This window comes from Streptococcus sp. V919 (assembly GCF_054353475.1).
Map to the genome: position 1 here is coordinate 269,754 of NZ_JBTHHY010000001.1, position 26,439 is coordinate 296,192.

The window sequence follows — 26,439 nt, forward strand, 5'->3', positions numbered from 1 at the left end:
AAATGAAAGCACGACTCCAAAGTCTGCCCTATGGGCTGAGGTTGCTTCTAGCCACCTTATCATTAGGAATAGGGACGGGTTTGGTCGGAATTGCCTGTCATTATCTACTTGAAGGGGTGCAAGGGCTGGCTTTTGGCCAAAATAAGTCGGATTTACTCCAGCAATTTCAAGAAGCTGGAGGTCTCCGTAGATTTCTGGTCTTGTGTATGACTGGATGCTTGGCAGCTGGATTCTGGTCTGTCCTGCAAAGGCGTTATAAGATCCTGTCTATTCGCCAGCAAATTGACTTAGCTGGAGACAGGGGACCAGCACCCTTAGCCCACCTCCTTCATGCAGGGATGCAGGTTGCGATTGTCGGAGCAGGTGCATCGGTCGGAAAAGAAGGAGCCCCACGTGAGGTCGGGGCTCTTCTAGCTGGTCACTTGGCGAAGGGGTTCTCACTAGCTCTCAAAGAGCGAAAAGTCTTGATCGCCTGCGGTGCTGGAGCTGGTTTGGCTGCGGTATATCAGGTTCCCTTTGCCAGTAGCTTGTTTGTCTTTGAGACCTTAGGGCTCGCCTTCAGTTGGCAGAATCTTCTACTGGTTTTGACCAGTACTTATCTGGCCACCTGGGTCGCTCAGTCCATCGTTGGTCAGGAGGCCGTTTATCACCTGTCCGCAGTCTCATGGTCGGCTAGCGGCTTCTTACAGGCAATTGTGATTGCTTTCTTGGTCACTCCCTTGGCTCTGGTCTTTGATTTCCTAGCCAAGCGGGCTAGTCACAAACGGCGGAAGGATGGGACGATTCTTTGGGCTCTTCCTCTAGCCTTTCTACTGCTTGGGAGCCTAGTAGCCTTTTTCCCTATCTTTATGGGAAATGGCCAGGTACTAGCGCAAGCCCTCTTGTCTAGCCAGTCGATTCCTTATCTTCCACTGACTCTTGCAGTGAAGGGGGTTCTAGTTTATCTCCTCTTGCGCAATGGTGCTTATGGGGGAACTTTGACACCATCATTTGCCTTAGGGATTGGATCTGGCTATCTAGTGACCTTGCTTTTGACTGTAGTTGGGATTCATCTGGATCCTGCTCTAGGGATGTTACTAGGAGCGACCGTCTTTTTAGGGACGACCTTAAAAGCTCCTCTGACAGCCATTGCCCTGAGCCTTGGATTTACAGGCCAAAATTGGAATTTGACTATCCCGCTTGTACTTGCAGCTAGTCTGTCTTACGTGATTCGAAAGAGATGGGAGAAGAAACGATGAAGGTACATTTTGTACTGCATGAAACCTTTGAAGTGCCGGGCGCTTATCTAAAATGGGCGCAGGAGCGTGGCCATCAGGTGACCACGACAAAAGTCTATGAGAATGAAACCCTACCTGAGTCAGTGGATGATATTGACTTTTTGATAGTCATGGGAGGACCTCAATCACCAGATGAAGATAGGGAAGCTTTTCCATACTACGATCCTCAGGCAGAGATCCAGTTGATTCAAAAAGCCATCAAGGCAGATCGTTATATTGTTGGGGTCTGTCTTGGAGCCCAGCTCCTATCTGTTGCTTATGGTGCAGAGTATGAACATAGTCCGGAACGTGAGATTGGGGTTTATCCAATAACGCTTACTGAAGCTGGTTTAATAGATGAACATGTCAAAGTTCTTGGACCGACTCTAAATACAGGACACTGGCATGGCGATATGCCAGGATTGACAGAAGATGCTGTTGTTCTTGCGACCAGTCAAGGGTGTCCACGTCAGATTATTCGCTTCAGTCCTAAACACTATGCCTTCCAAGCCCACTTGGAATTTGATTCAGAAGCAGTTGATCTCTTGATCGCTGCTGACAGTGAAGCTGTTTTGGAAGAACAAAGTCAAAAATTGACATTTATTCAAAAACCTGAATCCATTCGTGCTTACGATTATCGAGAAATGAATGCCAAACTCTATGCATTTTTGGACTCATTAACAAAATAAATATAAAAAAGAAAGGAAAGGGAGTTCGGGTTTGAAATTGAACCCGGGGTAGCCTCAACTTTCAAAACCAAATTACAATTGAACCCGCCCTAAAAGCTGTGTGAAAAAGATTGATTGACTTGCAAGTCCAGTACTTGCTGCGTCCATCCCCTATTTTAACTGTGCTTTTTACGGGCATGGTATCTTATAGAAAGGTAGAGCATGTGTTCTGATTTGAACCCGATCGGAAAGCTCGGAAATAGATAATTTGACTGAGAAATCAGGATTTCTCGTCAGATTCCTATTTTTCAGTCGCTTTCTGGTCGCTCTCCAAATTACTTAATAAAAAAAGAAAGGATGGGTTTACCGTATTCGCTGAACTGAATACTGATTACTCTCCTCTAAATCATCAAAATTAAGAAAGAAAGGAATTGAACCCACCCTAAAAGCAGTGGAAAAAAGATAGTTGGTCTAGCGAGCATCGCTCACTGCGCCCAACTCCTATTTTCCCTTCGCTTTTTGACGGGTTTGGTATCTTATATTATGTCTATCCATATTGCTGCTAATCAAGGTGAAATTGCTGAAAAAATTCTTCTTCCTGGAGATCCTCTTCGTGCGAAATTTATCGCGGAGAATTTCCTTGAGGATGCTGTTTGTTTCAACGAAGTTCGGAACATGTTTGGTTACACTGGTACCTACAAGGGTCACCGTGTTTCTGTCATGGGAACTGGGATGGGAATGCCCTCAATCTCTATCTATGCGCGTGAGTTGATTGTCGACTACGGCGTGAAGAAATTGATTCGTGTCGGAACTGCTGGTTCTTTAAATGAGGATGTTCACGTCCGTGAATTGGTCTTGGCGCAAGCTGCTGCAACCAACTCAAACATCATCCGCAACGACTGGCCTCAATACGACTTCCCACAAATCGCTAGTTTTGATTTGCTAGATAAAGCCTACCATATTGCCAAAGACCTTGGCATGACGACCCACGTTGGAAATGTCTTGTCATCAGATGTTTTCTATTCAAACTACTTTGAAAAGAACATCGAGCTTGGTAAATGGGGTGTGAAAGCTGTGGAAATGGAAGCAGCAGCCCTCTACTACCTTGCTGCTCAACACCATGTGGATGCCCTTGCCATTATGACCATTTCTGATAGCTTGGTCAATCCAGATGAAGATACAACGGCTGAAGAACGTCAAAATACTTTCACAGATATGATGAAAGTTGGTTTGGAAACATTGATTGCTGAATAAGAATCTTGGCTTTGAAGCTAATCTTCTTGCTTGCGATTTTTAATGGCTGTGAGCTTGATATCCAATAATCATCAAATAAAGTTGAAAGCCCAGTTGGTAATAGCTAATGGTTTTCAACTTTTTTCGAACTGAAGACTGAAGGAGAAGTAAGATGGATAAAATTGAACAATTACAGGAACTGATAGACCAAAGTCAAAGCATTGTTTTTTTCGGTGGAGCTGGGGTTTCTACTGAATCTAATATCCCTGATTTTCGTAGTTCAGATGGCTTATATAGTCTTAAGTTAGGTAGGCATTTTTCTGCGGAACAATTAGTTTCTCATACTATGTTTGTACGTTATCCAGAGGAATTTTTCGATTTTTATAAAAAACATCTCGTATATCCAGAAGCTAAGCCAAATTTAGCCCATTATTATCTGGCTTCATTAGAAAAGGCCGGTAAGCTGAAGGCTGTTGTAACTCAAAATATCGATAGTCTTCACGAGATAGCAGGTTCGCAGAAGGTTTTGAAACTACATGGTTCTGTGGACCGTAATTACTGTCTTGGTTGTCATCGATTTTATAATTTAGATAGTTTTTTGGCTCTCGAAGGTCCTGTTCCATACTGCCTAGATTGTGGCCAAGTTGTTAAACCCGATGTGACCCTTTATGAGGAGCCTCTTGATATGGATGTTTTTAGTCAAGCGGCTCAAGTTATCCAGAAAGCTGATTTATTGATTATTGGTGGGACTTCTTTGGTTGTTTATCCTGCAGCTAGTTTGATTAATTACTTCTCAGGTTCAAAACTTGTTGTTATAAACAAGTCAAGTACTCCTCAAGACAGTAAAGCTGATTTAGTAATTGAGGGAAAAATTGGAGAAGTCTTTTCTAAATTGAGACAATAAAATATACAAAAATATATATAAAATGAGGGCTCAATTTTTGAGTCCTCATTTTTGATTTAAGAATTGATCTAGTTCTCTTTGATTGTTAATAATCGTAATTTTTCGAGTATAATCGAGACAAATTCTTTTGTACTGATTTTTGTGTACAGAGCTACGACCATCCCAGAGAATCCAGCGGATATACTCCCAGTTGAATTGTTCAGGGCAGCCAGCTGCCATGCTTTCTCTAACTTTGCCTCTATATTTGAGATAGCGTCTAAAGGCTCTAAAAAGACAAGACCAGGACGAAAAATTAAGAAAGATGATTTGGTCAGCCTCTTCCATCCTTTCTTCATAGCAACACCAAGTATAGTTGCCATCAATAACCCAGTTCTCGTTTTTCGCTAAAAAAGTCTGCATTTCTTTTAGAATCCAATCTCGATTACTTTCTTGCCATCCTGGTTGAAATTGGAGAGTATCTATATGGAGTTTAGGAATGGAGTAGTAAGTGGCAAGTTTATCTGCTAGAGTTGATTTTCCTGACCCAGAGTATCCAATTATAGAAATTTTCATGTTATTCCCTCTAAAATTTGGTACAAAAAAAGCTCCGTAGAGCTCATTTTGTTTTTAGTCTTGATTAACCAAGTTTAGCAGCAAGACGTGCTTTATCACGGCTAGCTTTGTTTTTGTGGATCAAACCTTTAGTTTCTGCTTTATCGATAGCTGAGCTTGCAGCACGGTAAAGTTCTTCAGATGGGTTTGCTTCAAAAGCTTTGATAGCAGTACGCATAGCTGATTTTTGTGCTGAGTTCTTTTCGTTTTGTTTAACGTTCAATTCAGCGCGTTTGATAGCTGATTTAATGTTTGCCAATGTTCTTACCTCCATATTTACTAACTATACCATTATATCTGAAAACTGTTATTTTGACAAGGGGAAATCATTTTTTTAAATAAATTTCATCAATTTCGTGATTTTTAGACTTATGAAGAATAACTTCAGCCCGATTTCGTGTCGGTTCTATATAGTTTTGGAGGTTAATCAGATTAATACTTGTCCAAACTTGGTGAGCTAAATCCTTTACTTCACCTAAAGGTAGCTGAGTGTAGCTATAGTAGTAGCTATCAGGATCATCCTGAGCCAAACTTAATAATTTTAGGAATCTATCTAAATACCAACTCTCGATATCCTCTACAAATGCGTCAACATAAATTGAAAAATCAAAGAAATCAGTTATATAGAGACGAGCATTTTGAGGATTTTGGAAAACATTAATTCCTTCAACAATTACAAAATCAGCGGCTTCTACTAGTTGCTTTTGTTCTGGGACGATATCGTAGATTTCATGAGAGTAGACTGGGATATCAACATCTTGACCATTCTTAAGTTGATCAAGGAAATTGATGAGAGCTTCCATGTCATAACTTTCTGGGAAACCTTTCCTAGTCAAAATACCTCGTTCGATTAAGGTATCATTAGGGAATAGGAAACCATCAGTTGTAACTAACTCTACTGTAGCTCCAGGAACAATACGTGAAAGCAATATTTGTAAAAGACGACTTGTAGTAGATTTTCCAACAGCCACACTCCCTGATACACCAATGATAAAGGGCTGGATTTTACTTTCTCTTTGAAGGAAAATACTTTTAGAGAATGCAAGGTCTTCTTTTGAACGCTTGTAGATTTGAATCAGATTCGCAAGTGGTAAATAAATGTCTGTTACATCATCCAAGCTGACTTGGTCGTTAAAACTTTTGATAGAATCCAATTCGTCTTCAGTCAAAGGTGGAGTTGTTTTACGATGTAAAGATTGCCATGTTCTTCGGCTGATTTTTTCATAATGCAAAAATTCGTTCGTCATAATTTTTCCTCATTAACCCCCCTAGTATAACATATTTCTAATTTAAACGGGGAATAAAAGATTTGAATCAGAGCGCTTTCTTTGTTAAAATAAAGCTAAGGAATACCAATAAAGGAGTGTGGGGTTATGGCAAAATTTTTAACTGATAAAAAATTGGCTGGCTCTATTTTATTAGTCGTCCTTTTATGGATATCGGCAATTTTATGGAACTTTGATATTTCTATTGGAAGATTTAATATCAACTGGCTCTATTTTGTATTTTTTAAGCTATTACCAGCTTTAGGAATTCTCTATATTTTCTTAGCATTTTTGTTAAAGAAATGGTGGCTGATATTGATTGGTCTAGCTTGTCTATTTTCATTTTTTATTAGTATGTTCCTAGGTTATCTCTTCTTAGGGCCTTAGTTGGTATAGACCGTGTAAACGATTTAAAATATCTAAATTTTATGGTAAAATAATCCTATGAGTAAAATGTATTATGCAGAAAACCCCGATGCAGCTCACGATATTCATGAACTTAGAGTTGACCTACTTGGGCAAAAGATGACATTTTTGACAGATGCTGGTGTCTTTAGTAAAAAAATGATTGATTTCGGAAGTCAGTTGTTGTTAAGATGTCTAGATGTCGAAAAAGGTGAAAAAATCCTTGATGTTGGTTGTGGCTATGGTCCCATCGGCTTGTCTTTAGTCAAAGCTTATGGTGCCCAAGCAACCATGGTGGATATCAATAATCGTGCCCTGGATTTGGCCCAGCAAAATGCAGTAAAAAACAATGTTCAAGCGACTATTTTCCAGTCTAATATTTATGAGCAGGTAGAAGGACAATTTGATCATGTCATTTCGAATCCACCCATTCGTGCAGGCAAGCAAGTTGTTCATGAAATCATCGAGAAAAGCATTGATTATCTTGTAGACGGTGGAGATTTAACCATTGTTATCCAGAAAAAACAAGGAGCTCCAAGTGCCAAAAACAAGATGGAAGAAGTATTTGGCAACTGCGAGGTTGTAAAAAAAGATAAGGGATATTATATCCTTAGAAGTGTGAAAGAATGAGAGCAGTAGATCTAATCCAGAAAAAAAGAGATGGACAAGAACTGAGTTCGAGTGAAATCCAATGGCTGATTGAAGGCTATGTTGAAGGAACAGTTCCTGACTACCAGATGTCTGCCTTTGCTATGGCTGTTTATTTTAAAGGCATGACCACGAGAGAGATTTCTGACTTAACCATGAATATGGTTAAAACAGGTCAAGAATTTGATTTATCAGCTATTGAGGGTATAAAGGTTGATAAACACTCTACTGGTGGAGTGGGAGATAAGGTTACATTGATTTTAGCTCCTTTAGTCGCTAGTTTTGGTGTGCCTGTTGCCAAGATGAGTGGTAGAGGTTTAGGACATACTGGCGGTACGATTGATAAATTAGAATCCATCAAGGGATTTCAAGTAGAGCGAAGTCAAGATGACTTTATCAAACAAGTTCAGAATATTGGAGTTTCAGTTATCGGTCAATCAGACCAACTAGTCAAAGCGGATAAGCTTCTCTATGCGCTTCGTGATGTAACTGCGACAGTTGATACGATTCCCTTGATTGCTAGTTCTGTCATGAGTAAAAAAATTGCTGCTGGAGCCGATGCTATTTTACTGGATGTAACGGTTGGTGAAGGTGCCTTTATGAAGACAGTCGACGAGGCGCGTGAATTGGCTCAAACCATGGTAAACCTTGGTAAGGCTGTAGGTCGTAAGACAGTAGCAGTCATTACGGATATGAGTCAACCTTTGGGACGTGCCATTGGGAATCGCTTGGAAATTCTAGAAGCACTAGAAATTCTTCAGGGTAAAGGGCGCGAGGATATCAGCCACTTTATCTGTGAGTTAGCTCAGATTATGCTGTCTCTGGCAAATGTTGAAAAAACAGTCGAGGAAGTAAGGCAACATCTTGAAAATGGTCAGGCACTTAAGAAGTTTGAAGAGATGGTCCTCGCTCAAGGTGGAGATTTAGAAGATCTTTATCGATCTGTAATAGTTGATCATGTGCTAGAAATTCCTGCTCAGGAAGATGGTATTATTGCAGAACTACCAGCTATGGAGTTTGGTTTATACGCTATGAGACTGGGTGCTGGACGTGCTGTAAAAACAGATCAACTTGACTACGAGACTGGTATTGTTTTTGACAAGAAAGTTGGAGAATCAGTCAAAAAAGGTGAAATTGTAGCAAAAGTATATGCAAATGGCAAAATTTCTCCGGAACTAGTTACAGATTTCCAAAAATATGTTAAAATTAAAATAAGTGATGAAGCGATAAAAACGCGTGAAATAATTGAAATTATCTCCTGATTTAAGGAAAATCCGAAATGAAATTAAATAAATACATTGATCATACGCTTTTGAAGCAAGATGCGACTGAACAACAAATCGATCGTTTGCTATCTGAAGCAAGAGAGTACGATTTTGCCAGTGTTTGTGTGAATCCTTGCTGGGTTTCTCGCGCAAAGACTGGTCTAGAAAATACTGATGTCAAGGTTTGTACAGTTGTAGGTTTTCCTCTTGGTGCTACAACTTCAGCTGTTAAAGCCTACGAAACCAAAGAAGCCATCCAAAATGGTGCTGACGAAATTGATATGGTTATCAATGTTGGCGCACTCAAATCAGGAAATGCTGCATTAGTTGAGTCAGATATTCGTGCTGTTGTTGAAGCAAGCGGAGACAAACTTGTTAAGGTTATTATTGAAGCTTGTTTGTTAACAGATGAAGAAAAAGTTCTGGCTTGTCAGCTAGCCCAGAAAGCTGGAGCAGACTTTGTCAAAACTTCTACAGGTTTCTCAACTGGAGGAGCTACTTTGCCAGATGTTCAATTAATGCGTCAGACAGTTGGACCTGATATGGGTGTTAAGGCTGCTGGAGGAGCTCGCTCGTATGCAGATGCAGTTGCCTTTGTTGAAGCGGGGGCTACACGAATCGGAACATCTTCTGGTGTAGCAATCTTAAAAGGAGAGTTGGCTGATGGCGACTACTGAGTTGATTGATTTAGCGATTGAAACTAGTAAAAAAGCTTACGTTCCCTACTCACATTTTCCTATTGGCGCTGTTTTGGTAGCCAAGGACGGAAGTATCTATACAGGGGTTAACATTGAAAATGCTAGCTATCCCTTGACCAACTGTGGCGAAAGAACAGCTATCTTTAAGGCTGTTTCTGAAGGACAACGAGAGTTTTCAGAATTGATTGTCTATGGAGAAACTGAGAAACCTATTTCGCCTTGCGGTGCTTGCCGACAGGTTATGGTCGAATTTTTTAAACCAGATCTAAAGGTGACTCTAGTCGCCAAAGATAAAACGACGGTCGAGATGACGGTCGGGGAATTACTTCCATATTCGTTTACAGACTTGCAATAGTCTGTGTCACTCACTGAGTGGCAAGGGTCCTTGTGGCCAATCAATCCATACTTGCAACTTTGTTGCGCATCTTATTTAGGAGGTTCAGTAATGAACAAAAAACAATGGCTAGGCCTTGGTCTAGTTGCAGTAGCAGCATTTGGACTTGCTGCATGTGGTAATCGCTCTTCTCGTAACGCGGCTTCATCTTCTTCTGATGTGAAGACTAAAGCAGCTATCGTTACAGATACAGGTGGTGTTGATGATAAATCCTTTAACCAATCAGCTTGGGAAGGTCTTCAAGCTTGGGGTAAAGAACACAACCTTGAAAAAGATAAAGGTTACACTTACTTCCAATCAACAAGTGAAGCTGACTACGCAAACAACTTGCAACAAGCAGCTGGAAACTACAACTTGATCTATGGAATTGGTTTTGCACTTAAAAATGCAGTTGCTGATGCTGCCAAAGAACATACAGATTTAAACTATGTTCTGATTGACGATGTGATTAAAGACCAAAAAAATGTTGTAAGTGCTACTTTTGCTGATAACGAAGCAGCATACCTTGCAGGTGTGGCTGCAGCTAAAACTACTAAGACAAAACAAGTTGGTTTTGTAGGTGGTATGGAATCTGAAGTTATTTCTCGTTTCGCAGCTGGTTTCAAAGCTGGTGTTGAGTCAGTTGACCCATCTATCAAAGTTCAAGTAGACTACGCTGGTTCATTTGGTGATGCCGCTAAAGGGAAAACAATCGCTGCAGCTCAATACGCTGCAGGTGCAGACGTAATCTACCAAGCAGCTGGTGGTACTGGTGCAGGTGTCTTCTCAGAAGCTAAATCTTTGAATGAAAGCAAAAACGAAAGCGAAAAAGTTTGGGTTATCGGTGTAGACCGCGACCAAGTTGAAGAAGGTAAATATACTTCTAAAGACGGTAAAGAAGCTAACTTCGTACTTGCTTCTACTTTGAAACAAGTTGGTACAGCTGTAAAAGACCTTGCCAACAAAGCTGAAAAAGGTGAATTCCCTGGCGGTCAAGTTATCGTTTACTCATTGAAGGATAAAGGGGTAGACTTGGCAGTAACTAACCTTTCTGAAGAAGGTAAAAAAGCTGTTGAAGATGCAAAAGCTAAAATCCTTGATGGTAGCATCAAAGTTCCTGAAAAATAATTGAAGGAAGTCATTTCTTAGGAAGCGGCCTTGGGCCGCTTCTTTAAGAATTGGGGCAAATTAATTTTGTCTCAATAGAGCTTGTTAAGATTTTATTTTAACAAGCTCTATTGAAACAAAATAAAACTCTGAAAGGAAGAGCACATGGCACACGAAAATGTCATTGAGATGCGTGAAATTACCAAGGTTTTTGGTGAATTTGTTGCTAACGACAAGATTAACCTAGAACTGCGCAAAGGTGAAATTCATGCACTTTTAGGAGAAAATGGAGCTGGGAAGTCCACTCTTATGAACATGCTAGCAGGGCTTCTAGAACCAACTAGTGGTGAAATTGTGGTTAACGGTCAAGTTGTAAAACTAGACTCTCCGTCAAAAGCAGCTAGCCTAGGAATTGGAATGGTTCACCAGCACTTTATGTTGGTAGAAGCTTTCACTGTTGCTGAAAATATCATTTTAGGAAGCGAATTAACCAAAAATGGTGTCCTAGATATTGCTCGGGCAACTCGAGAAATTAACGAACTATCGGATCGTTATGGTCTTGCTGTGGATCCTACCGCCAAAGTAGCAGACATCTCTGTCGGTGCTCAACAACGTGTCGAAATTCTAAAGACACTATATCGCGGAGCTGATATTCTTATATTTGACGAACCAACTGCCGTTTTAACGCCATCAGAAATTGATGAATTGATGGCTATCATGAAGAACTTGGTTAAAGAAGGTAAATCAATTATCTTGATTACCCATAAGTTGGATGAGATTCGTGCTGTATCTGACCGTGTTACCGTTATTCGTCGTGGTAAATCTATCGAAACAGTGGAGATTGCTGGTGCGACTAACGCTGACTTAGCTGAGATGATGGTAGGACGTTCTGTTTCCTTTAAAACTGAGAAACAGGAAGCTCAACCAAAAGAAGTTGTTCTGTCTATTAAAGACCTAGTAGTAAACGAAAACCGTGGTGTCCCTGCTGTTAAAAATCTCTCACTCGATGTTCGAGCTGGTGAGATTGTCGGGATTGCTGGGATTGATGGTAATGGACAGTCAGAATTGATCCAAGCAATCACAGGTCTTCGTAAAATTGAGTCTGGTAGTGTGGAATTGAAAGGTCAATCCATTGTAGGTTTACACCCTCGCCGAATCACAGAAATGAGTGTTGGTCACGTTCCTGAAGATCGCCACCGTGATGGTTTGGTTTTGGAAATGATGATTTCTGAAAACATTGCCCTTCAAACTTACTACAAAGAACCGTTTAGTAAGAAGGGAATTTTAAATTATTCCAACATCATTAACTATGCGAAAAAATTAATGCAGGAGTTCGATGTTCGTGCTGCTAGCGAGATTGTACCAGCATCAGCTCTTTCAGGGGGGAACCAACAAAAAGCTATCATTGCTCGGGAAGTTGATCGAAATCCTGATCTCCTCATCGTCAGCCAACCAACTCGTGGTTTGGACGTCGGTGCCATTGAGTACATTCACAAACGTTTGATTCAAGAACGTGATAATGGGAAAGCTGTCCTTGTTGTCAGCTTTGAACTAGATGAGATTCTAAATGTCTCAGATAGAATCGCTGTTATCCATGATGGTAAGATTCAAGGTATTGTAACGCCAGAAACAACCAACAAGCAAGAGCTTGGTGTCTTGATGGCTGGTGGTGAATTGGAAAAGGAGAAGAGTGATGTCTAAAAAAATACAACAAATTTCTGTTCCCTTGATTTCTGTTATTTTAGGGATTTTACTCGGAGCCATCGTCATGTGGATTTTTGGCTACGATGCTATTTGGGGTTATGAGGAGTTGTTCTACACAGCATTTGGTAGTGTTCGTGGGATTGGTGAGATCTTCCGTGCTATGGGGCCATTAGTTTTGATTGCTCTAGGATTTGCAGTTGCAAGTCGTGCTGGCTTCTTTAACGTTGGTCTTCCAGGGCAAGCACTCGCTGGTTGGGTTATGAGTGGTTGGTTCGCTCTTTCTAATCCAGATTTGCCACGTCCATTGTTGATTCTTGCGACAGTTGTGATTGCTCTGGTTGCTGGAGGAATCGTTGGTGCTATTCCTGGTATTTTAAGAGCCTATCTGGGAACATCTGAAGTTATCGTAACCATCATGATGAACTATATTGTTCTCTATACAAGTAACGCCTTTATCCACTCTTTCCCAAAAGATATCATGCAAAGTACAGACTCATCTATCCGAGTAAGTGCAAACGCAACCTATCAAACACCTTGGCTTGCTGAGTTAACAGGAAACTCTCGTATGAATATTGGGATTTTCTTTGCTATCATTGCAGTAGCAGTTATTTGGTTCTTGCTTAAGAAGACAACTCTCGGTTTTGAAATCCGTGCTGTTGGTCTCAATCCAAATGCTTCTGAGTATGCAGGTATTTCAGCGAAACGTACGATTATTCTATCAATGATTATTTCTGGTGCCCTTGCAGGACTTGGTGGAGCAGTAGAAGGACTTGGTACCTTCCAAAACGTCTACGTACAAGGTTCATCATTGGCAGTTGGATTTAATGGTATGGCGGTAAGTCTGCTTGCTTCAAACTCACCAGTTGGAATTCTATTTGCAGCCTTCCTTTTCAGTGTTCTTCAAGTAGGTGCTCCTGGTATGAATGCTGCACAAGTACCATCTGAGCTTGTAAGTATCGTTACAGCCTCAATTATCTTCTTTGTCAGTGTTCACTACATCATCGAACGCTTTGTCAAACCAAGAAAACAACTTAAAGGAGGTAAATAAGGATGTCGATTACAACAATGTTAACCCTTATGGTTTCCTCAATGTTGATTTACTCAGCACCACTTATTTTCACAAGTATCGGAGGAGTTTTCTCTGAACGTGGTGGAGTTGTTAACGTTGGTCTTGAAGGAATCATGGTCATGGGTGCCTTCTCTGGAGTTGTTTTTAACCTTGAATTTGCACAAGATTTGGGAGCATTAACTCCTTGGTTAGCTCTTCTAGTTGGTGGATTGGTCGGAGCAATCTTCTCACTGATTCACGCAGTGGCTACAATTCATTTCCGTGCTGACCATGTTGTCAGTGGTACCGTACTTAACTTGATGGCGCCAGCTTTGGCAGTCTTCTTGGTAAAGGTTCTTTATAACAAGGGCCAAACGGACAACTTAACACAAACTTTTGGACGTTTTGATTTCCCTGTTTTGGCTAATATCCCAGTTATCGGAGATATCTTCTTTAAGTCAACAAGTTTACTTGGTTATCTAGCAATTGCCTTCTCATTCTTAGCATGGTTTATCCTCTTTAAGACTCGCTTTGGACTTCGTCTTCGTTCAGTTGGTGAACACCCACAAGCAGCAGATACTTTGGGGATTAATGTCTACAAGATGAGATATCTGGGAGTTGTGATTTCAGGATTCCTTGGAGGAATCGGTGGAGCTATTTACGCTCAATCAATCTCTGTTAACTTCTCAGTTACAACCATCGTCGGACCTGGATTCATCGCTCTTGCAGCTATGATCTTCGGTAAATGGAATCCTGTTGGTGCAATGCTGTCAAGTCTATTCTTTGGACTATCACAAAGTTTGGCAGTTATCGGCTCTCAACTTCCTTTCTTGCAAGGAGTTCCAGCCGTTTACTTGCAAATTGCGCCATACCTCTTGACCATTGTCGTTCTAGCAGCCTTCTTTGGTAAAGCTGTTGCGCCGAAGGCAGATGGTATCAACTATATCAAATCTAAATAACATAAAAAAAACGTCAGTTGAAACTGACGTTTTATTTTTTTGGTTCTTGGTGTGTTAAGTTAAGTCCCCAAGGAATGATATTTTCTGTTTTATTTTGGATCCGTTTGATGTTGTCCTTATGTCGCACAATTACCAGACTTGCAAGACCAATAATAATTAAAGTGAAAAGTAGGTCATAACTACTCAAGATAAATCCAAAAAGAGGAAATAGAAGGACTCCAATAATCGCAGCAATAGCAGCTGAAATACTAGAGAGGGAAATCATACTTCCCAGATAAAGGATTCCAAAGAAAATGACTGCTAGATAAAGGCAAAAGAGAGGAGCAAAACCAAAAATAACTCCAGCACTGGTTGCAACAGCCTTACCACCCTTAAATTTGGCAAAGATAGGGAAGGTATGTCCAATGACTGCTAAGAGTCCAAAGACGATAGGTGAAACTCCCTGCACATGGAAGATGAGTGGGAGCAGAGTGGCTAAAGTACCCTTAAAGAAATCAATAGCAAAGGTTGCCATACCAGCTTTCTTCCCAAGGATTCGGAAAGTATTGGTCGTTCCAGTATTACCTGACCCATGTTCTCTTAGATTGATATTAAAGAAGGCTTGTCCAATCCACAGTCCTGAAGGGATTGAACCTAATAAATAAGCTAAAATTAATAATACTATTGTCATCATGTTTCTATTATACCATGAAATGAGAGAGAATCCGAACTAAATTTTTTCTCAAACTGTGACATCTGATACTTGAGATAAGTAGAAAAAGATACTTATGAGTACTTTTGTCATTAGAAATCAATGAAAAGTTTTAAAAATTCATGAAAGTTTCAGAAATGCTTTAAATTAATGTTTATTTATGCTATAATGGGAACAATTATTTTTAGGAGGTGGAGTATGTCTTACTTATTCGAGATATTACCAAGTTTATTGAGCGGTGCGACAATGACTTTACAAGTTTTTGCACTGGTCTTACTCTTTTCAATCCCTTTAGGCATTTTGGTTGCCTTTTGCTTACAGGTCCATTGGAAACCCCTCCATTACATGATTGACATCTATATCTGGGTAATGCGTGGTACCCCTTTACTTTTGCAGTTGATTTTTATTTATTATGTCCTGCCAAGTATCGGAATTCGACTCGACCGAGTACCAGCAGCCATTATTGCCTTCACGCTTAATTATGCAGCCTACTTTGCAGAAATATTCCGGGGTGGGATTGCAACTATTCCTCAGGGGCAATATGAGGCAGCGAAAGTTTTAAAATTCAATCCTATCGATACTGTTCGCTATATCATCTTGCCCCAGGTGACCAAGATTGTCCTACCAAGTGTATTTAACGAGGTTATGAGTTTGGTTAAGGATACTTCTTTGGTTTATGCACTCGGTATTTCAGATTTAATCCTAGCCAGTCGAACTGCAGCCAATCGTGATGCTAGCTTGATTCCGATGTTTCTAGCGGGAGCTATCTATCTTCTAATGATTGGTGTTGTTACAATCCTAGCTAAGAAACTTGAGAAAAAGTTCAGCTACTATAGATAGGAGGTCATCCATGTTAGAGTTAAGAAATATCAGCAAAAAATTTGGAAAAAAAGAAATTTTATCCAATTTCAGTTTAACAATTCCTGAAAAGCAGATTTTGGCCATCGTTGGTCCTTCTGGTGGTGGAAAGACAACCTTACTAAGAATGTTAGCTGGACTAGAAACGATTGATTCAGGAGAGATTTTTTATAACGGAGAATTATTACCTTTGGATGAACTTGAAAAACGACACTTGTTAGGTTTTGTTTTTCAAGATTTTCAGCTGTTTCCTCACTTATCCGTTATGGAAAATTTGATTTTGTCGCCAATCAAAACTATTGGGATGTCTGAAATAGATGCTAAGAAGAAGGCAGTAGAATTACTAACTCGTCTAGGTCTTGAAGCACACGCGGATGCTTATCCATACTCATTATCTGGTGGTCAAAAGCAAAGGGTTGCCTTAGCACGCGCTATGATGATCGATCCAGAAGTGATTGGTTATGACGAACCAACTTCAGCCCTTGACCCAGAGTTGCGCCTTGAGGTTGAAAAATTGATTCTACAAAATCGAGACTTAGGTATGACTCAGATTGTCGTAACCCACGATCTCCAGTTTGCAGAGAATATCGCTGACCAGATTCTCAAAGTAGAGCCTAAGTAGGAGGTGTCTATGAATCGAAAGAAAATCAGCCTTGTTTTGGTATTCTTTCTTGCTTTTTTCCTCGTAGGATGCACGCAAAAAGCTAGCAATCCTAAAGTAGATAATTGGGGAAAATACCAACAACAAGGAACAATTACTATCGGATTTGACAATACTTTTGTTCCTATGGGATTTGAAGAAAAGAATGGGCAATATGTTGGATTTGATATTGATTTAGCCCAAGCTGTTTCTGAGAAACTTGGGTTCAAGGTTCAGTTTCAACCCATTGATTGGGATATGAAGGAAACAGAGCTTCAAAATGGGACCATTGATGCAATTTGGAACGGCTATTCTGCGACGGATGAACGTCGTGAGAAAGTAGCCTTTACTATTCCTTACATGGAAAATCAGCAGGTTCTTGTCTCTAAGAAATCACAAAATATCCAATCAGTATCTGATATGGCAGGTAAAGTTTTAGGTGCTCAGGCAGGTTCTTCGGGTTATCTAGATTTTGAAGCTCAGCCTGAACTCTTGAAAAATATTGTAAAAGATCAAAAGGCTAACCAATATCAAAGTTTTAATGAAGCCTTGATTGACTTACAAAATGACCGGATAGATGCTCTTTTAATTGACCGTGTTTATGCCAACTATTATCTTAAAACTGAAGGAATCTTAGACCAGTATGAGATTTTCCCAGCTGGTTTTGAGAGTGAATCCTTTGCAGTTGGAGTAAGACCAGCGGACAAGACCTTATTAGCCAATTTGAATAAGGCTTTTGTCGAGCTCTATCAAGAAGGAAAATTCCAAGAAATCAGCCAGAAATGGTTTGGCGAAGATGTGGCTACAAGCCAAATTAAAGGAAAAGAAAACTAAGATGTATATCTTGGTTTCTTTTTTTAGTGAAGATGGACGATTTTTTGCTAAAAAGGACTTGGGAATAGGCTTTTTAACTAGAAAAGCTTTGCAAAATCCCTAGAAAACCTGTAAAATAGAAAAGATGAACAAATAGGAGGTTCCTTGTGTCAAAAAAGGAAATCAATATTAACAATTATAATGATGACGCCATCCAGGTGCTAGAAGGGTTGGATGCGGTCCGTAAACGTCCAGGGATGTATATCGGATCCACCGATGGTGCTGGTCTCCATCACCTAGTCTGGGAAATTGTCGATAATGCAGTCGATGAAGCCTTATCTGGATTTGGTGATCGTATCGATGTGACGATTAATAAAGACGGTAGTTTAACGGTTCAAGACCATGGGCGTGGGATGCCAACTGGTATGCACGCTATGGGGATTCCGACAGTTGAGGTTATCTTTACTATTCTTCATGCTGGGGGAAAATTCGGACAAGGTGGTTACAAGACTTCTGGTGGTCTTCACGGAGTTGGTTCTTCTGTCGTGAACGCCCTCTCTAGTTGGCTTGAAGTAGAAATTACGCGTGATGGTGCTGTTTACAAGCAACGCTTTGAAAATGGTGGGAAGCCAGTAACAACTCTTGAAAAAGTTGGAACGGCACCAAAATCTAAGACAGGAACAAAAGTGACCTTCATGCCGGATGCTAGTATCTTTTCTACGACTGATTTCAAGTACAATACCATTTCAGAGCGTCTCAATGAGTCTGCTTTTCTCTTGAAAAATGTAACCTTGTCATTAACGGACAAGCGAACAGACGAGTCAATCGAGTTCCACTATGAGAATGGGGTTCAGGACTTTGTTTCCTACCTCAACGAAGACAAGGAAACCCTGACACCAGTTCTCTACTTTGAAGGCGAAGACAATGGTTTCCAAGTAGAAGTAGCCCTTCAGTATAATGATGGATTTTCAGATAACATCCTGTCCTTTGTCAATAACGTTCGCACTAAGGACGGTGGAACGCATGAGACAGGACTTAAGTCTGCTATTACCAAAGTCATGAATGACTACGCCCGTAAGACAGGTCTTCTCAAGGAAAAGGATAAAAATCTTGAAGGGTCCGATTACCGTGAAGGATTAGCAGCCGTTCTTTCTATTCTAGTCCCTGAAGAACACTTGCAGTTTGAAGGACAGACTAAGGATAAACTAGGAAGTCCCCTTGCTCGTCCTGTTGTAGATGGAATTGTGGCTGATAAGTTGACCTTCTTCCTCATGGAAAATGGAGAACTAGCTTCTAACCTGATTCGCAAGGCTATCAAGGCGCGCGATGCTCGTGAAGCAGCACGTAAGGCGCGTGATGAGAGTCGTAATGGTAAGAAAAATAAGAAAGACAAGGGCTTGCTTTCTGGGAAATTAACCCCAGCCCAGTCTAAAAATCCAGCTAAGAACGAACTCTACCTAGTCGAGGGTGACTCTGCCGGTGGTTCTGCTAAGCAAGGTCGTGACCGCAAGTTCCAAGCTATCTTGCCTCTTCGTGGTAAGGTTATCAATACAGCTAAGGCTAAAATGGCAGATATCCTGAAAAATGAAGAAATCAATACCATGATTTATACCATCGGTGCTGGTGTTGGGGCAGACTTCTCGCTTGAAGATGCCAACTATGACAAAATCATTATCATGACCGATGCGGATACCGACGGTGCCCACATTCAAACACTTCTCTTAACCTTCTTTTACCGCTATATGCGTCCGCTGGTTGAGGCAGGTCATGTTTATATCGCCCTTCCACCTCTTTACAAGATGTCAAAAGGGAAAGGTAAGAAAGAAGAAGTGGCCTACGCTTGGACAGATGGTGAGCTAGAAGAACTACGTAAGCAGTTTGGTAAAGGTGCTACCCTCCAACGCTACAAGGGACTTGGTGAGATGAATGCGGACCAACTATGGGAAACAACTATGAATCCAGAAACTCGTACCCTCATCCGTGTCACAATCGAAGACCTAGCACGCGCAGAACGTCGTGTCAATGTCCTCATGGGGGACAAGGTCGAACCACGCCGAAAGTGGATTGAGGATAACGTGAAGTTTACGCTGGAGGAAGCAACAGTATTTTAAGTAAATCTTCCTTTTTCAAAATCTTAGCTCTCTAAAAGAGGTATAAATCATGATAAGTTTATTGTTTGATAGTCCATTTGTTGTCATAGTCTTAGCTTTAGCTGCAGTTATGTATATAATTGCCAAACAAGGTAAACCTGAGCAAAGCCGCTATCTTGAATTTTTACTATTAACCATAGTAACTACCTGTGTCTTTTTATTTGATAATCCTTTAAGATCCAATCCTTATGCAGGTTTGCTCTTCTATGTTTTTGACTTTTATATTTTCACATCAGCTAGCTTAGCATTCAGTTTTACAGCTATTTATAAAAGTACCAAACATCTCAGATATTATCCTAGTAGTTACTCAAAACTTCTAAAGATAAATGCCTGGTTTTTAGCAATCTTATCAGGGATGAATCTACTATTTATAATGCTGACGCAAGAAATGGGAATTATTTTGCTACTACCAATTTTTGGTATTAGTTTTATCTTTCAATTCATAGTCGGAGAGCTTGAAAGAAAAAGAGTTCAGAAGCTTCTTAAGCAAAGAAAAGAAGATGCTGTTATTCAGAACTTAGAGGCAACTGAGGATGAACCACATGAGAACTGACCAGGAAATACTTGGACTGATTTTACAAATAGCTAAAAAGATACAGGTTGGTGCTGTGGCTCTATCTGGTTCACGAACTGATACAAAAGCACCAAAAGACGAGTTTCAAGACTATGATGTTGTTTATGTCGTGGACGACTTAGATAATTTGACGAGTGACCTTGCTTGGTTAGACCAGTTTGGCACACGTATCATTGAGCAACATAATCTTCTAGGCAACCGTCGTCTCTATCTCATGCTATTTGAAGATGGGAATCGCATTGATCTAACCCTCTGTCCCAAAGCACATATCCAAGAATGGGTGGATAGTGAAGCTGACTTCACAGTCTTAGTAGATGATAAGGGCTTGTTTGAGTCCTATTCTTCTAGTCCAGAGCGTTACTGGATAACCCCAGCTACTGAGACGGATTTTGAAAAATCCTGCAATGAATTTTGGTGGGTGTCAGCCTACGTGGTCAAAGGAATTTGTCGTAAGCAAGTCATCTATGCGACGGATCATCTCTACGGTATTTGCCAACAAGAACTCTTGAAAATCTTAGCTTGGCAGGTAGCAAGTGATAGAGAAGCAGTCGACATCGGTAAAAACTACAAGTATCTTTTCCATTATTTACCTACAGAGAAAGAGAAGGAATTCTCAAATCTACTTGATCTCTCAAGTTTAGACAAAATCACTCAGTTTTTATTGGCTACGATGCAAATTTTCCAACAAGAAGCTCAAATACTTGCCCAAAAGATGGGCTTTGAATACGATAGGGAAGTAGCTGAGAAGATGATTCAGTATGCTGAGTCAAAACTTCCTAATTACTAAGAAATAAAGAACTCTATTTATCAATTTAAACTACAGAAAGGATAGTTTAGTTATATAAAATAACTGAACACGGGACTAATTTCTTATGAAAAAAGATAAATCGTCTAGGGTTCATTGAACCCTGCATCGATTTCCTATTTTTCTACAGAAATTTTCGGCAAGCTGAAACGTCCCTTTGTATCTTATATGAGTAACATTCAAAACATGTCCCTTGAGGACATCATGGGAGAGCGCTTTGGGCGCTACTCCAAATACATCATTCAAGACCGGGCTTTGCCAGACATTCGTGATGGATTGAAGCCGGTTCAACGCCGTATTCTTTATTCGATGAATAAGGATGGCAATACTTTTGATAAGAGCTACCGTAAATCAGCCAAGTCTGTCGGGAACATCATGGGTAATTTCCACCCACACGGAGATTCTTCTATCTATGATGCCATGGTCCGCATGTCTCAGGACTGGAAAAACCGTGAGATTCTAGTTGAAATGCATGGGAACAACGGTTCTATGGACGGGGATCCGCCTGCGGCTATGCGTTATACCGAGGCCCGCTTGTCTGAGATTGCAGGCTACCTTCTTCAGGATATCGAGAAAAAGACAGTTCCTTTTGCTTGGAACTTTGATGATACTGAAAAAGAGCCAACTGTCTTGCCAGCGGCTTTTCCAAACCTCTTAGTCAATGGTTCGACTGGGATTTCGGCTGGATATGCCACAGATATTCCACCGCATAATTTGGCCGAAGTTATTGAAGCTACGGTTTATATGATTGATCACCCGACTGCTAAGGTTGAAAAGCTCATGGAATTCTTGCCTGGGCCAGATTTCCCTACTGGTGCCATTATCCAAGGTCGTGATGAAATCAAAAAGGCCTATGAAACTGGTAAAGGGCGCGTGGTTGTTCGTTCTAAGACAGAAATTGAGAAGCTTAAAGGTGGTAAGGAACAAATCGTTATCACTGAGATTCCTTATGAAATCAATAAGGCTAACTTGGTCAAGAAAATCGATGAAGTCCGTGTCAATAACAAGGTGGCAGGTATCGCTGAGGTTCGTGATGAGTCTGATCGTGATGGTCTTCGCATCGCTATAGAACTCAAAAAAGATGCGAACACGGAACTTGTTCTCAACTACCTTTTCAAATACACTGACCTGCAAATCAACTACAACTTCAACATGGTGGCGATTGACAATTTCACACCTCGTCAGGTTGGGATTGTGCCAATCTTGTCTAGTTATATTGCCCACCGTCGTGAAGTCATTTTGGCGCGTTCTCGCTTTGACAAGGAAAAGGCTGAAAAACGTCTCCATATCGTGGAAGGTTTGATTCGCGTTATCTCTATTTTGGATGAAGTCATTGCCCTTATCCGTGCTTCTGAGAATAAGGCTGATGCCAAGGAAAACCTCAAGGTCAGCTATGAATTTACGGAAGAACAAGCTGAAGCTATCGTTACTTTGCAACTTTATCGTTTGACCAATACAGACGTGGTTGTCTTGCAAGAAGAAGAAGCAGAACTTCGTGAGAAGATTGCTATGCTTGCAGCTATTATCGGTGACGAACGAACCATGTACAATCTCATGAAGAAAGAACTCCGTGAGGTCAAGAAGAAATTTGCGACTCCACGTTTGAGTACTTTAGAAGATACAGCAAAAGTCATCGAGATTGATACAGCTAGTCTGATTGCTGAAGAAGATACATACGTCAGCGTGACTAAGGCAGGCTATATTAAGCGTACTAGCCCTCGTTCTTTCGCAGCTTCGACCTTAGAAGAAATTGGCAAACGGGATGATGACCGATTGCTATTTGTCCAATCTGTCAAAACCACCCAGCACCTCTTGATCTTTACAACGCTTGGGAATGTCATTTACCGCCCTGTCCATGAGTTGGCAGATATCCGTTGGAAGGATATCGGGGAGCACTTGAGCCAAACGATTACAAACTTTGAAACTAATGAAGAAGTGCTCTATGTTGAAGTTGTGGATCAGTTTGATGATGCGACGACCTACTTTGCAGCGACTCGCCTTGGACAAATCAAACGTGTTGAACGCAAAGAATTCTCTCCATGGAGAACCTATCGTTCTAAATCGGTCAAATATGCTAAGTTGAAAGACGATAGTGACCAGATTGTAGCAGTAGCTCCGATTAAATTGGATGATGTTTTGTTGATTAGTAAAAATGGATATGCCCTTCGCTTTAATATCGAAGAGGTTCCAGTTGTTGGAGCCAAGGCTGCAGGTGTTAAAGCTATGAATCTGAAAGCAGATGATGAGCTTCAAGCCGCCTTTATCTGCAATACTTCATCTTTCTATCTGTTAACGCAACGTGGAAGCTTGAAACGTGTATCAACAGAGGAAATTCCAGCAACTAGTCGCGCTAAGCGTGGTCTTCAAGTTCTGAGAGAATTGAAGAGTAAACCACATCGCGTCTTCTTGGCCGGTGCTGTCTCAGAACAAGGATTTATCGGAGATCTCTTTAGTACAGAAGTAGAAGATGGCGAACAAACGCTTGTCATTCAATCAAATAATGGAATGATTTACGAAGCAATCCTACAAGATTTGAATCTATCAGAGCGTACAAGTAATGGAAGCTTTATCTCAGATACTATTTCTGATGAAGAAGTTTTTGATGCCTACCTCAAAGAAGTCTTTAAAGAAGATAAAGAAAATTAAAAATCAGTCCTAGTGACTGATTTTTTATAAGCAAAATTTTCAGAAAATTACAAATAATACTTGAATTTTTAGGAGAATAGTGTAGAATAGAACACAAAGCTTGATTAGAATAAAGGAGATTGTCATGACAGTTACAATCGATTGGGAAAATCTCGGTTTTTCCTATATGAAACTACCTTATCGTTATATCGCTTATTATAAAAATGGACAATGGACTCAAGGAGAATTAACCGAGGACCCAACTCTTCACATTTCAGAATCATCTCCAAGTCTTCACTATGGACAACAAGCATTTGAAGGATTAAAAGCCTATCGTACAAAGGATGGTAGCGTACAACTCTTTCGTCCAGATGAAAATGCCAAACGTCTGCAACGCACCTGTGATCGTCTCTTGATGCCTCAAGTTCCAACAGAAATGTTTGTAGAAGCATGTAAAGCTGTTGTTCGTGCCAATGAAGAATACGTACCACCTTATGGGACTGGTGGAACCCTCTACCTCCGTCCACTTTTGATTGGTGTTGGAGATATCATTGGGGTAAAACCAGCAGAGGAGTATATTTTCACCATCTTTGCCATGCCAGTTGGAAATTACTTTAAAGGTGGTTTGGTTCCAACAAACTTCTTGATTCAAGATGAGTATGACCGTGCTGCACCAAATGGAACAGGGGCTGCCAAGGTCGGTGGGAACTATGCAGCTAGTCTTTTACCGGGAAAAATGGCTAAATCCCGTCATTTCTCAGACGTTATTTATCTTGACCCGTCAACCCACACCAAGATTGAAGAAGTAGGCTCAGCAAACTTCTTTGGGATTACAGCTGACAACGAGTTCGTAACGCCACTGAGTCCATCAATCTTGCCATCCATTACCAAGTATTCATTGCTTTACTTGGCAGAGCATCGTTTAGGCTTGAAGCCTGTTGAGGGAGATGTACCAATTGATAGTCTGGATCGATTTGTAGAAGCAGGTGCCTGTGGTACTGCAGCCGTAATTTCACCTATTGGGGGAATCCAACACGGTGATGACTTCCATGTTTTCTACAGTGAAACAGAGGTTGGTCCAGTGACTCGTAAACTATACGATGAATTGACAGGTATCCAATTTGGTGACATTGAAGCACCAGAAGGCTGGATTGTAAAAGTAGATTAAACATTATTATAGGAGATCTTTATGAAAACGAAAAAGTGGATGTTGACAACAGGAGTTGTCCTGAGTACAGCAGTTCTTCTTGTGGCTTGTGGTAAAGCTGACAAGGAAGCAGACGCACCTACTACCTTCTCTTATGTCTATGGAGTAGACCCATCATCTTTGGACTACAGTATTGCAACTCGTACTTCAACAACGGATATCATCGGTAACGTTGTTGATGGATTGTTGGAAAACGACGAATATGGAAATTTGGTTCCATCTCTAGCTGAGGATTGGAGCGTCTCACAAGACGGTTTGACTTATACTTATAAACTTCGTAAAGGAGTTAAATGGTATACTTCTGAAGGAGAAGAATACGCTGAAGTAACTGCGCATGACTTTGTTACTGGACTAAAACACGTAGCAGATGGTAAATCAGACGGCGTCACTCTTATTCAAAACTCCATCAAGGGCTTGAATGAATATATGACTGGTGAGACTAACGACTTCTCAACAGTTGGGGTTAAGGCGTTGGATGACTACACAGTCCAGTATACTCTTAATGCACCTGAAAGTTTTTGGAATTCAAAAGTGACTTCAGCAACTATGTTGCCGGTAAATGAAGAATTCCTTAAAGCTTCAGGTAAAAATTACGGAGCTGTCAGCCCATCAGGTATCCTTTATAACGGTCCATATATCTTGAAGACTTTGACTTCAAAATCTTTAATCGAATACGAAAAGAATCCAAATTATTGGGATAAAGAGAAGGTTAAAATCGAGAAGGTTAAATTGACTTATTATGATGGTTCAGACCAAGAATCATTAATCCGTAGTTTCTCTTCAGGTGTTTATACAACAGCTCGTATTTTCCCAAGTAGCTCAAACTTTGCTTCTACTTTGGAACAATACGGAGACAAAATTACTTACAGCCCACAGGATTCAACTAGTTACTACTTTACCTTTAACGTAAACCGTCAATCATACAATAAGACAGCAAAAACAAGCGAAGAACAAAAAACTTCTACAAAAGAAGCAATGTTGAACAAGGACTTCCGTCAAGCAATCAACTTTGCCTTCAACCGTCATTCTTATGCTGCACAGCTCAATGGTGAAGATGGTGCGGATAAGATTATTCGTAACAGCCTAGTTCCAGATAACTTTGTACAATCTGGCGGTAAAAACTTTGGTGACATCGCTCAAGCAGAATTGGTTAACTACGGCGACCAATGGAAAGGCGTTGAGCTTGTAGACGGAAAAGATACCATCTACAATCCTGATAAAGCCAAAGCTTCGTTTGAGAAAGCTAAGAAAGAATTGGAAGCAAAAGGTGTAACTTTCCCAATTCACTTGGATGTTCCAGTTGAGCAAACAGATACAATTGCAGTTCAACAAAGCAATTCCTTTAAACAATCAATCGAGTCAACTCTTGGTTCTGAAAATGTCGTTATCGATGTTCTTCAGATGACTGATAACGAGAAGGAAAGTATTACATCTCAAGCACGTGTTCCTGCTCAGAAAGACTATGACTTGAATAGCACTGGTTGGGCTCCAAGCTATCAAGACCCAGCAAGTTATCTAAATATCATGGATCCTAAAACTGGTTCTGCTATGAAACACCTTGGTATTACGAAAGGTAAAGACAAGGAAGTAGTAGCTCAACTTGGTTTGGATGAATATAAGAAACTCTTGGATGATGCAGTTTCTGAGACAAATGACTTGGACAAGAGATATGAAAAATATGCCAAAGCTCAAGCATGGCTTACTGATAGTTCTCTCTTGATGCCGACAGCTTCATCAGGAGGCTCACCAGTAGTCAGCAACGTCGTTCCATTCTCTAAACCATACTCACAAGTAGGTATCAAGGGTGATCCATATATCTTCAAGGGCATGAAATTGCAAAAAGAGATTGTAACGGCTAAAGAATATCAAGCAGCTCTTGAAAAATGGCAAAAAGAGAAATTGGAATCAAACAATAAATACCAAAAAGAACTAGAAAGTCATGTCAAATAAAC

26 protein-coding genes are annotated in these 26,439 nt (G+C 40.5%); 22 read left to right on the forward strand and 4 right to left on the reverse strand.

Annotation, left to right across the window (positions count from 1 at the left end; translation table 11 throughout):
- Positions 1-2 precede the first annotated feature (2 nt).
- The 4 genes from ACXYSK_RS01380 to ACXYSK_RS01395 all read left to right on the forward strand — a co-directional run bounded on the left by ACXYSK_RS01380 (position 3) and on the right by ACXYSK_RS01395 (position 4,061).
- Entirely contained in the window at positions 3-1,238 is a 1,236-nt protein-coding gene (locus tag ACXYSK_RS01380) for a chloride channel protein (RefSeq protein ID WP_458624790.1), read from the forward strand.
- Positions 1,235-1,945 carry a type 1 glutamine amidotransferase gene (locus ACXYSK_RS01385; RefSeq protein WP_458624791.1) on the forward strand — a complete coding sequence of 237 codons (711 nt, stop codon included), beginning with the start codon at positions 1,235-1,237 and terminating at the stop codon, positions 1,943-1,945. The genes ACXYSK_RS01380 and ACXYSK_RS01385 overlap by 4 nt, the downstream gene beginning before the upstream one ends.
- 522 nt (positions 1,946-2,467) lie before the next feature.
- Positions 2,468-3,178: a purine-nucleoside phosphorylase gene (gene deoD, locus ACXYSK_RS01390; RefSeq protein ID WP_458624792.1), complete on the forward strand. Its 711-nt coding sequence runs from the start codon at positions 2,468-2,470 to the stop codon at positions 3,176-3,178.
- 151 nt (positions 3,179-3,329) lie between these two features.
- Positions 3,330-4,061 carry an NAD-dependent protein deacylase gene (locus ACXYSK_RS01395; protein WP_458624793.1) on the forward strand — a complete coding sequence of 244 codons (732 nt, stop codon included), beginning with the start codon at positions 3,330-3,332 and terminating at the stop codon, positions 4,059-4,061.
- A gap of 45 nt (positions 4,062-4,106) precedes the next feature.
- On the opposite strand, the gene ACXYSK_RS01400 is transcribed toward ACXYSK_RS01395, so the two are convergent.
- From ACXYSK_RS01400 to coaA, 3 genes are all read right to left on the reverse strand, one after another.
- Positions 4,107-4,613: a DNA topology modulation protein gene (locus ACXYSK_RS01400; RefSeq protein ID WP_458624794.1), complete on the reverse strand. Its 507-nt coding sequence runs from the start codon at positions 4,611-4,613 to the stop codon at positions 4,107-4,109.
- A 64-nt stretch (positions 4,614-4,677) separates the two neighbouring features.
- On the reverse strand, positions 4,678-4,926 hold the full coding sequence (rpsT, locus tag ACXYSK_RS01405; protein ID WP_029689628.1) for a 30S ribosomal protein S20: 249 nt from the start codon (positions 4,924-4,926) through the stop codon (positions 4,678-4,680).
- A 52-nt stretch (positions 4,927-4,978) separates the two neighbouring features.
- Positions 4,979-5,899, reverse strand: a complete 921-nt coding sequence (coaA, locus tag ACXYSK_RS01410) for a type I pantothenate kinase (RefSeq protein ID WP_458624795.1) — start codon at positions 5,897-5,899, stop codon at positions 4,979-4,981.
- A 126-nt stretch (positions 5,900-6,025) separates the two neighbouring features.
- Here coaA and ACXYSK_RS01415 point away from each other — a divergent pair, with 126 nt between their 5' ends.
- The 9 genes from ACXYSK_RS01415 to ACXYSK_RS01455 all read left to right on the forward strand — a co-directional run bounded on the left by ACXYSK_RS01415 (position 6,026) and on the right by ACXYSK_RS01455 (position 14,124).
- A complete protein-coding gene (locus ACXYSK_RS01415; RefSeq protein WP_458624796.1) occupies positions 6,026-6,304 on the forward strand; it encodes a 1,4-dihydroxy-2-naphthoate prenyltransferase in 279 nt (92 codons plus the stop codon).
- Between the two features lie 57 nt (positions 6,305-6,361).
- Positions 6,362-6,952 carry a class I SAM-dependent methyltransferase gene (locus ACXYSK_RS01420; RefSeq protein WP_302851803.1) on the forward strand — a complete coding sequence of 197 codons (591 nt, stop codon included), beginning with the start codon at positions 6,362-6,364 and terminating at the stop codon, positions 6,950-6,952.
- The gene (locus ACXYSK_RS01425) at positions 6,949-8,232 is read left to right on the forward strand and encodes a pyrimidine-nucleoside phosphorylase (protein WP_458624797.1); all 1,284 of its coding nucleotides are present in this window, start codon (positions 6,949-6,951) and stop codon (positions 8,230-8,232) included. The genes ACXYSK_RS01420 and ACXYSK_RS01425 overlap by 4 nt, the downstream gene beginning before the upstream one ends.
- 17 nt (positions 8,233-8,249) lie before the next feature.
- On the forward strand, positions 8,250-8,912 hold the full coding sequence (gene deoC, locus ACXYSK_RS01430; protein WP_458624798.1) for a deoxyribose-phosphate aldolase: 663 nt from the start codon (positions 8,250-8,252) through the stop codon (positions 8,910-8,912).
- The gene (locus ACXYSK_RS01435) at positions 8,899-9,288 is read left to right on the forward strand and encodes a cytidine deaminase (protein WP_000246078.1); all 390 of its coding nucleotides are present in this window, start codon (positions 8,899-8,901) and stop codon (positions 9,286-9,288) included. Before deoC ends, ACXYSK_RS01435 begins: the two co-directional genes overlap by 14 nt.
- A 90-nt stretch (positions 9,289-9,378) precedes the next feature.
- On the forward strand, positions 9,379-10,434 hold the full coding sequence (locus ACXYSK_RS01440) for a BMP family lipoprotein (RefSeq protein WP_458624799.1): 1,056 nt from the start codon (positions 9,379-9,381) through the stop codon (positions 10,432-10,434).
- Positions 10,435-10,578: 144 nt separating this feature from the next.
- Positions 10,579-12,114, forward strand: a complete 1,536-nt coding sequence (locus ACXYSK_RS01445; protein ID WP_458624800.1) for an ABC transporter ATP-binding protein — start codon at positions 10,579-10,581, stop codon at positions 12,112-12,114.
- The gene (locus tag ACXYSK_RS01450) at positions 12,107-13,165 is read left to right on the forward strand and encodes an ABC transporter permease (protein WP_254725627.1); all 1,059 of its coding nucleotides are present in this window, start codon (positions 12,107-12,109) and stop codon (positions 13,163-13,165) included. Before ACXYSK_RS01445 ends, ACXYSK_RS01450 begins: the two co-directional genes overlap by 8 nt.
- A gap of 2 nt (positions 13,166-13,167) precedes the next feature.
- Complete coding sequence (locus tag ACXYSK_RS01455; protein WP_254725629.1) at positions 13,168-14,124, forward strand: ABC transporter permease; 957 nt, start codon at positions 13,168-13,170, stop codon at positions 14,122-14,124.
- A 31-nt stretch (positions 14,125-14,155) separates the two neighbouring features.
- Here ACXYSK_RS01455 and plsY read toward each other — a convergent pair whose 3' ends face one another.
- Complete coding sequence (gene plsY, locus ACXYSK_RS01460) at positions 14,156-14,797, reverse strand: glycerol-3-phosphate 1-O-acyltransferase PlsY (protein ID WP_303943909.1); 642 nt, start codon at positions 14,795-14,797, stop codon at positions 14,156-14,158.
- A gap of 216 nt (positions 14,798-15,013) precedes the next feature.
- Between plsY and ACXYSK_RS01465 the strand changes: the two genes are divergently transcribed.
- The 9 genes from ACXYSK_RS01465 (at position 15,014) to ACXYSK_RS01505 (ending at position 26,437) form a co-directional block, all read left to right on the forward strand.
- Positions 15,014-15,655 (forward strand): amino acid ABC transporter permease, encoded by a 642-nt coding sequence (locus ACXYSK_RS01465; protein WP_303943908.1) that lies wholly within the window; start codon positions 15,014-15,016, stop codon positions 15,653-15,655.
- 10 nt (positions 15,656-15,665) lie between these two features.
- Complete coding sequence (locus ACXYSK_RS01470) at positions 15,666-16,295, forward strand: amino acid ABC transporter ATP-binding protein (protein ID WP_303943906.1); 630 nt, start codon at positions 15,666-15,668, stop codon at positions 16,293-16,295.
- Positions 16,296-16,304: 9 nt separating this feature from the next.
- Complete coding sequence (locus ACXYSK_RS01475) at positions 16,305-17,147, forward strand: amino acid ABC transporter substrate-binding protein (protein ID WP_235083309.1); 843 nt, start codon at positions 16,305-16,307, stop codon at positions 17,145-17,147.
- Between the two features lie 146 nt (positions 17,148-17,293).
- Positions 17,294-19,237 carry a DNA topoisomerase IV subunit B gene (gene parE, locus ACXYSK_RS01480; protein ID WP_006151256.1) on the forward strand — a complete coding sequence of 648 codons (1,944 nt, stop codon included), beginning with the start codon at positions 17,294-17,296 and terminating at the stop codon, positions 19,235-19,237.
- A gap of 49 nt (positions 19,238-19,286) precedes the next feature.
- Entirely contained in the window at positions 19,287-19,829 is a 543-nt protein-coding gene (locus ACXYSK_RS01485; protein ID WP_458624801.1) for a hypothetical protein, read from the forward strand.
- Positions 19,819-20,637: an aminoglycoside 6-adenylyltransferase gene (locus ACXYSK_RS01490; protein ID WP_458624802.1), complete on the forward strand. Its 819-nt coding sequence runs from the start codon at positions 19,819-19,821 to the stop codon at positions 20,635-20,637. Before ACXYSK_RS01485 ends, ACXYSK_RS01490 begins: the two co-directional genes overlap by 11 nt.
- 186 nt (positions 20,638-20,823) lie before the next feature.
- Positions 20,824-23,301 carry a DNA topoisomerase IV subunit A gene (gene parC / locus ACXYSK_RS01495; RefSeq protein WP_458624803.1) on the forward strand — a complete coding sequence of 826 codons (2,478 nt, stop codon included), beginning with the start codon at positions 20,824-20,826 and terminating at the stop codon, positions 23,299-23,301.
- Between the two features lie 124 nt (positions 23,302-23,425).
- On the forward strand, positions 23,426-24,448 hold the full coding sequence (locus ACXYSK_RS01500) for a branched-chain amino acid aminotransferase (protein ID WP_458624804.1): 1,023 nt from the start codon (positions 23,426-23,428) through the stop codon (positions 24,446-24,448).
- A gap of 21 nt (positions 24,449-24,469) precedes the next feature.
- On the forward strand, positions 24,470-26,437 hold the full coding sequence (locus ACXYSK_RS01505; protein ID WP_441348086.1) for a peptide ABC transporter substrate-binding protein: 1,968 nt from the start codon (positions 24,470-24,472) through the stop codon (positions 26,435-26,437).
- Positions 26,438-26,439: the final 2 nt, after the last annotated feature.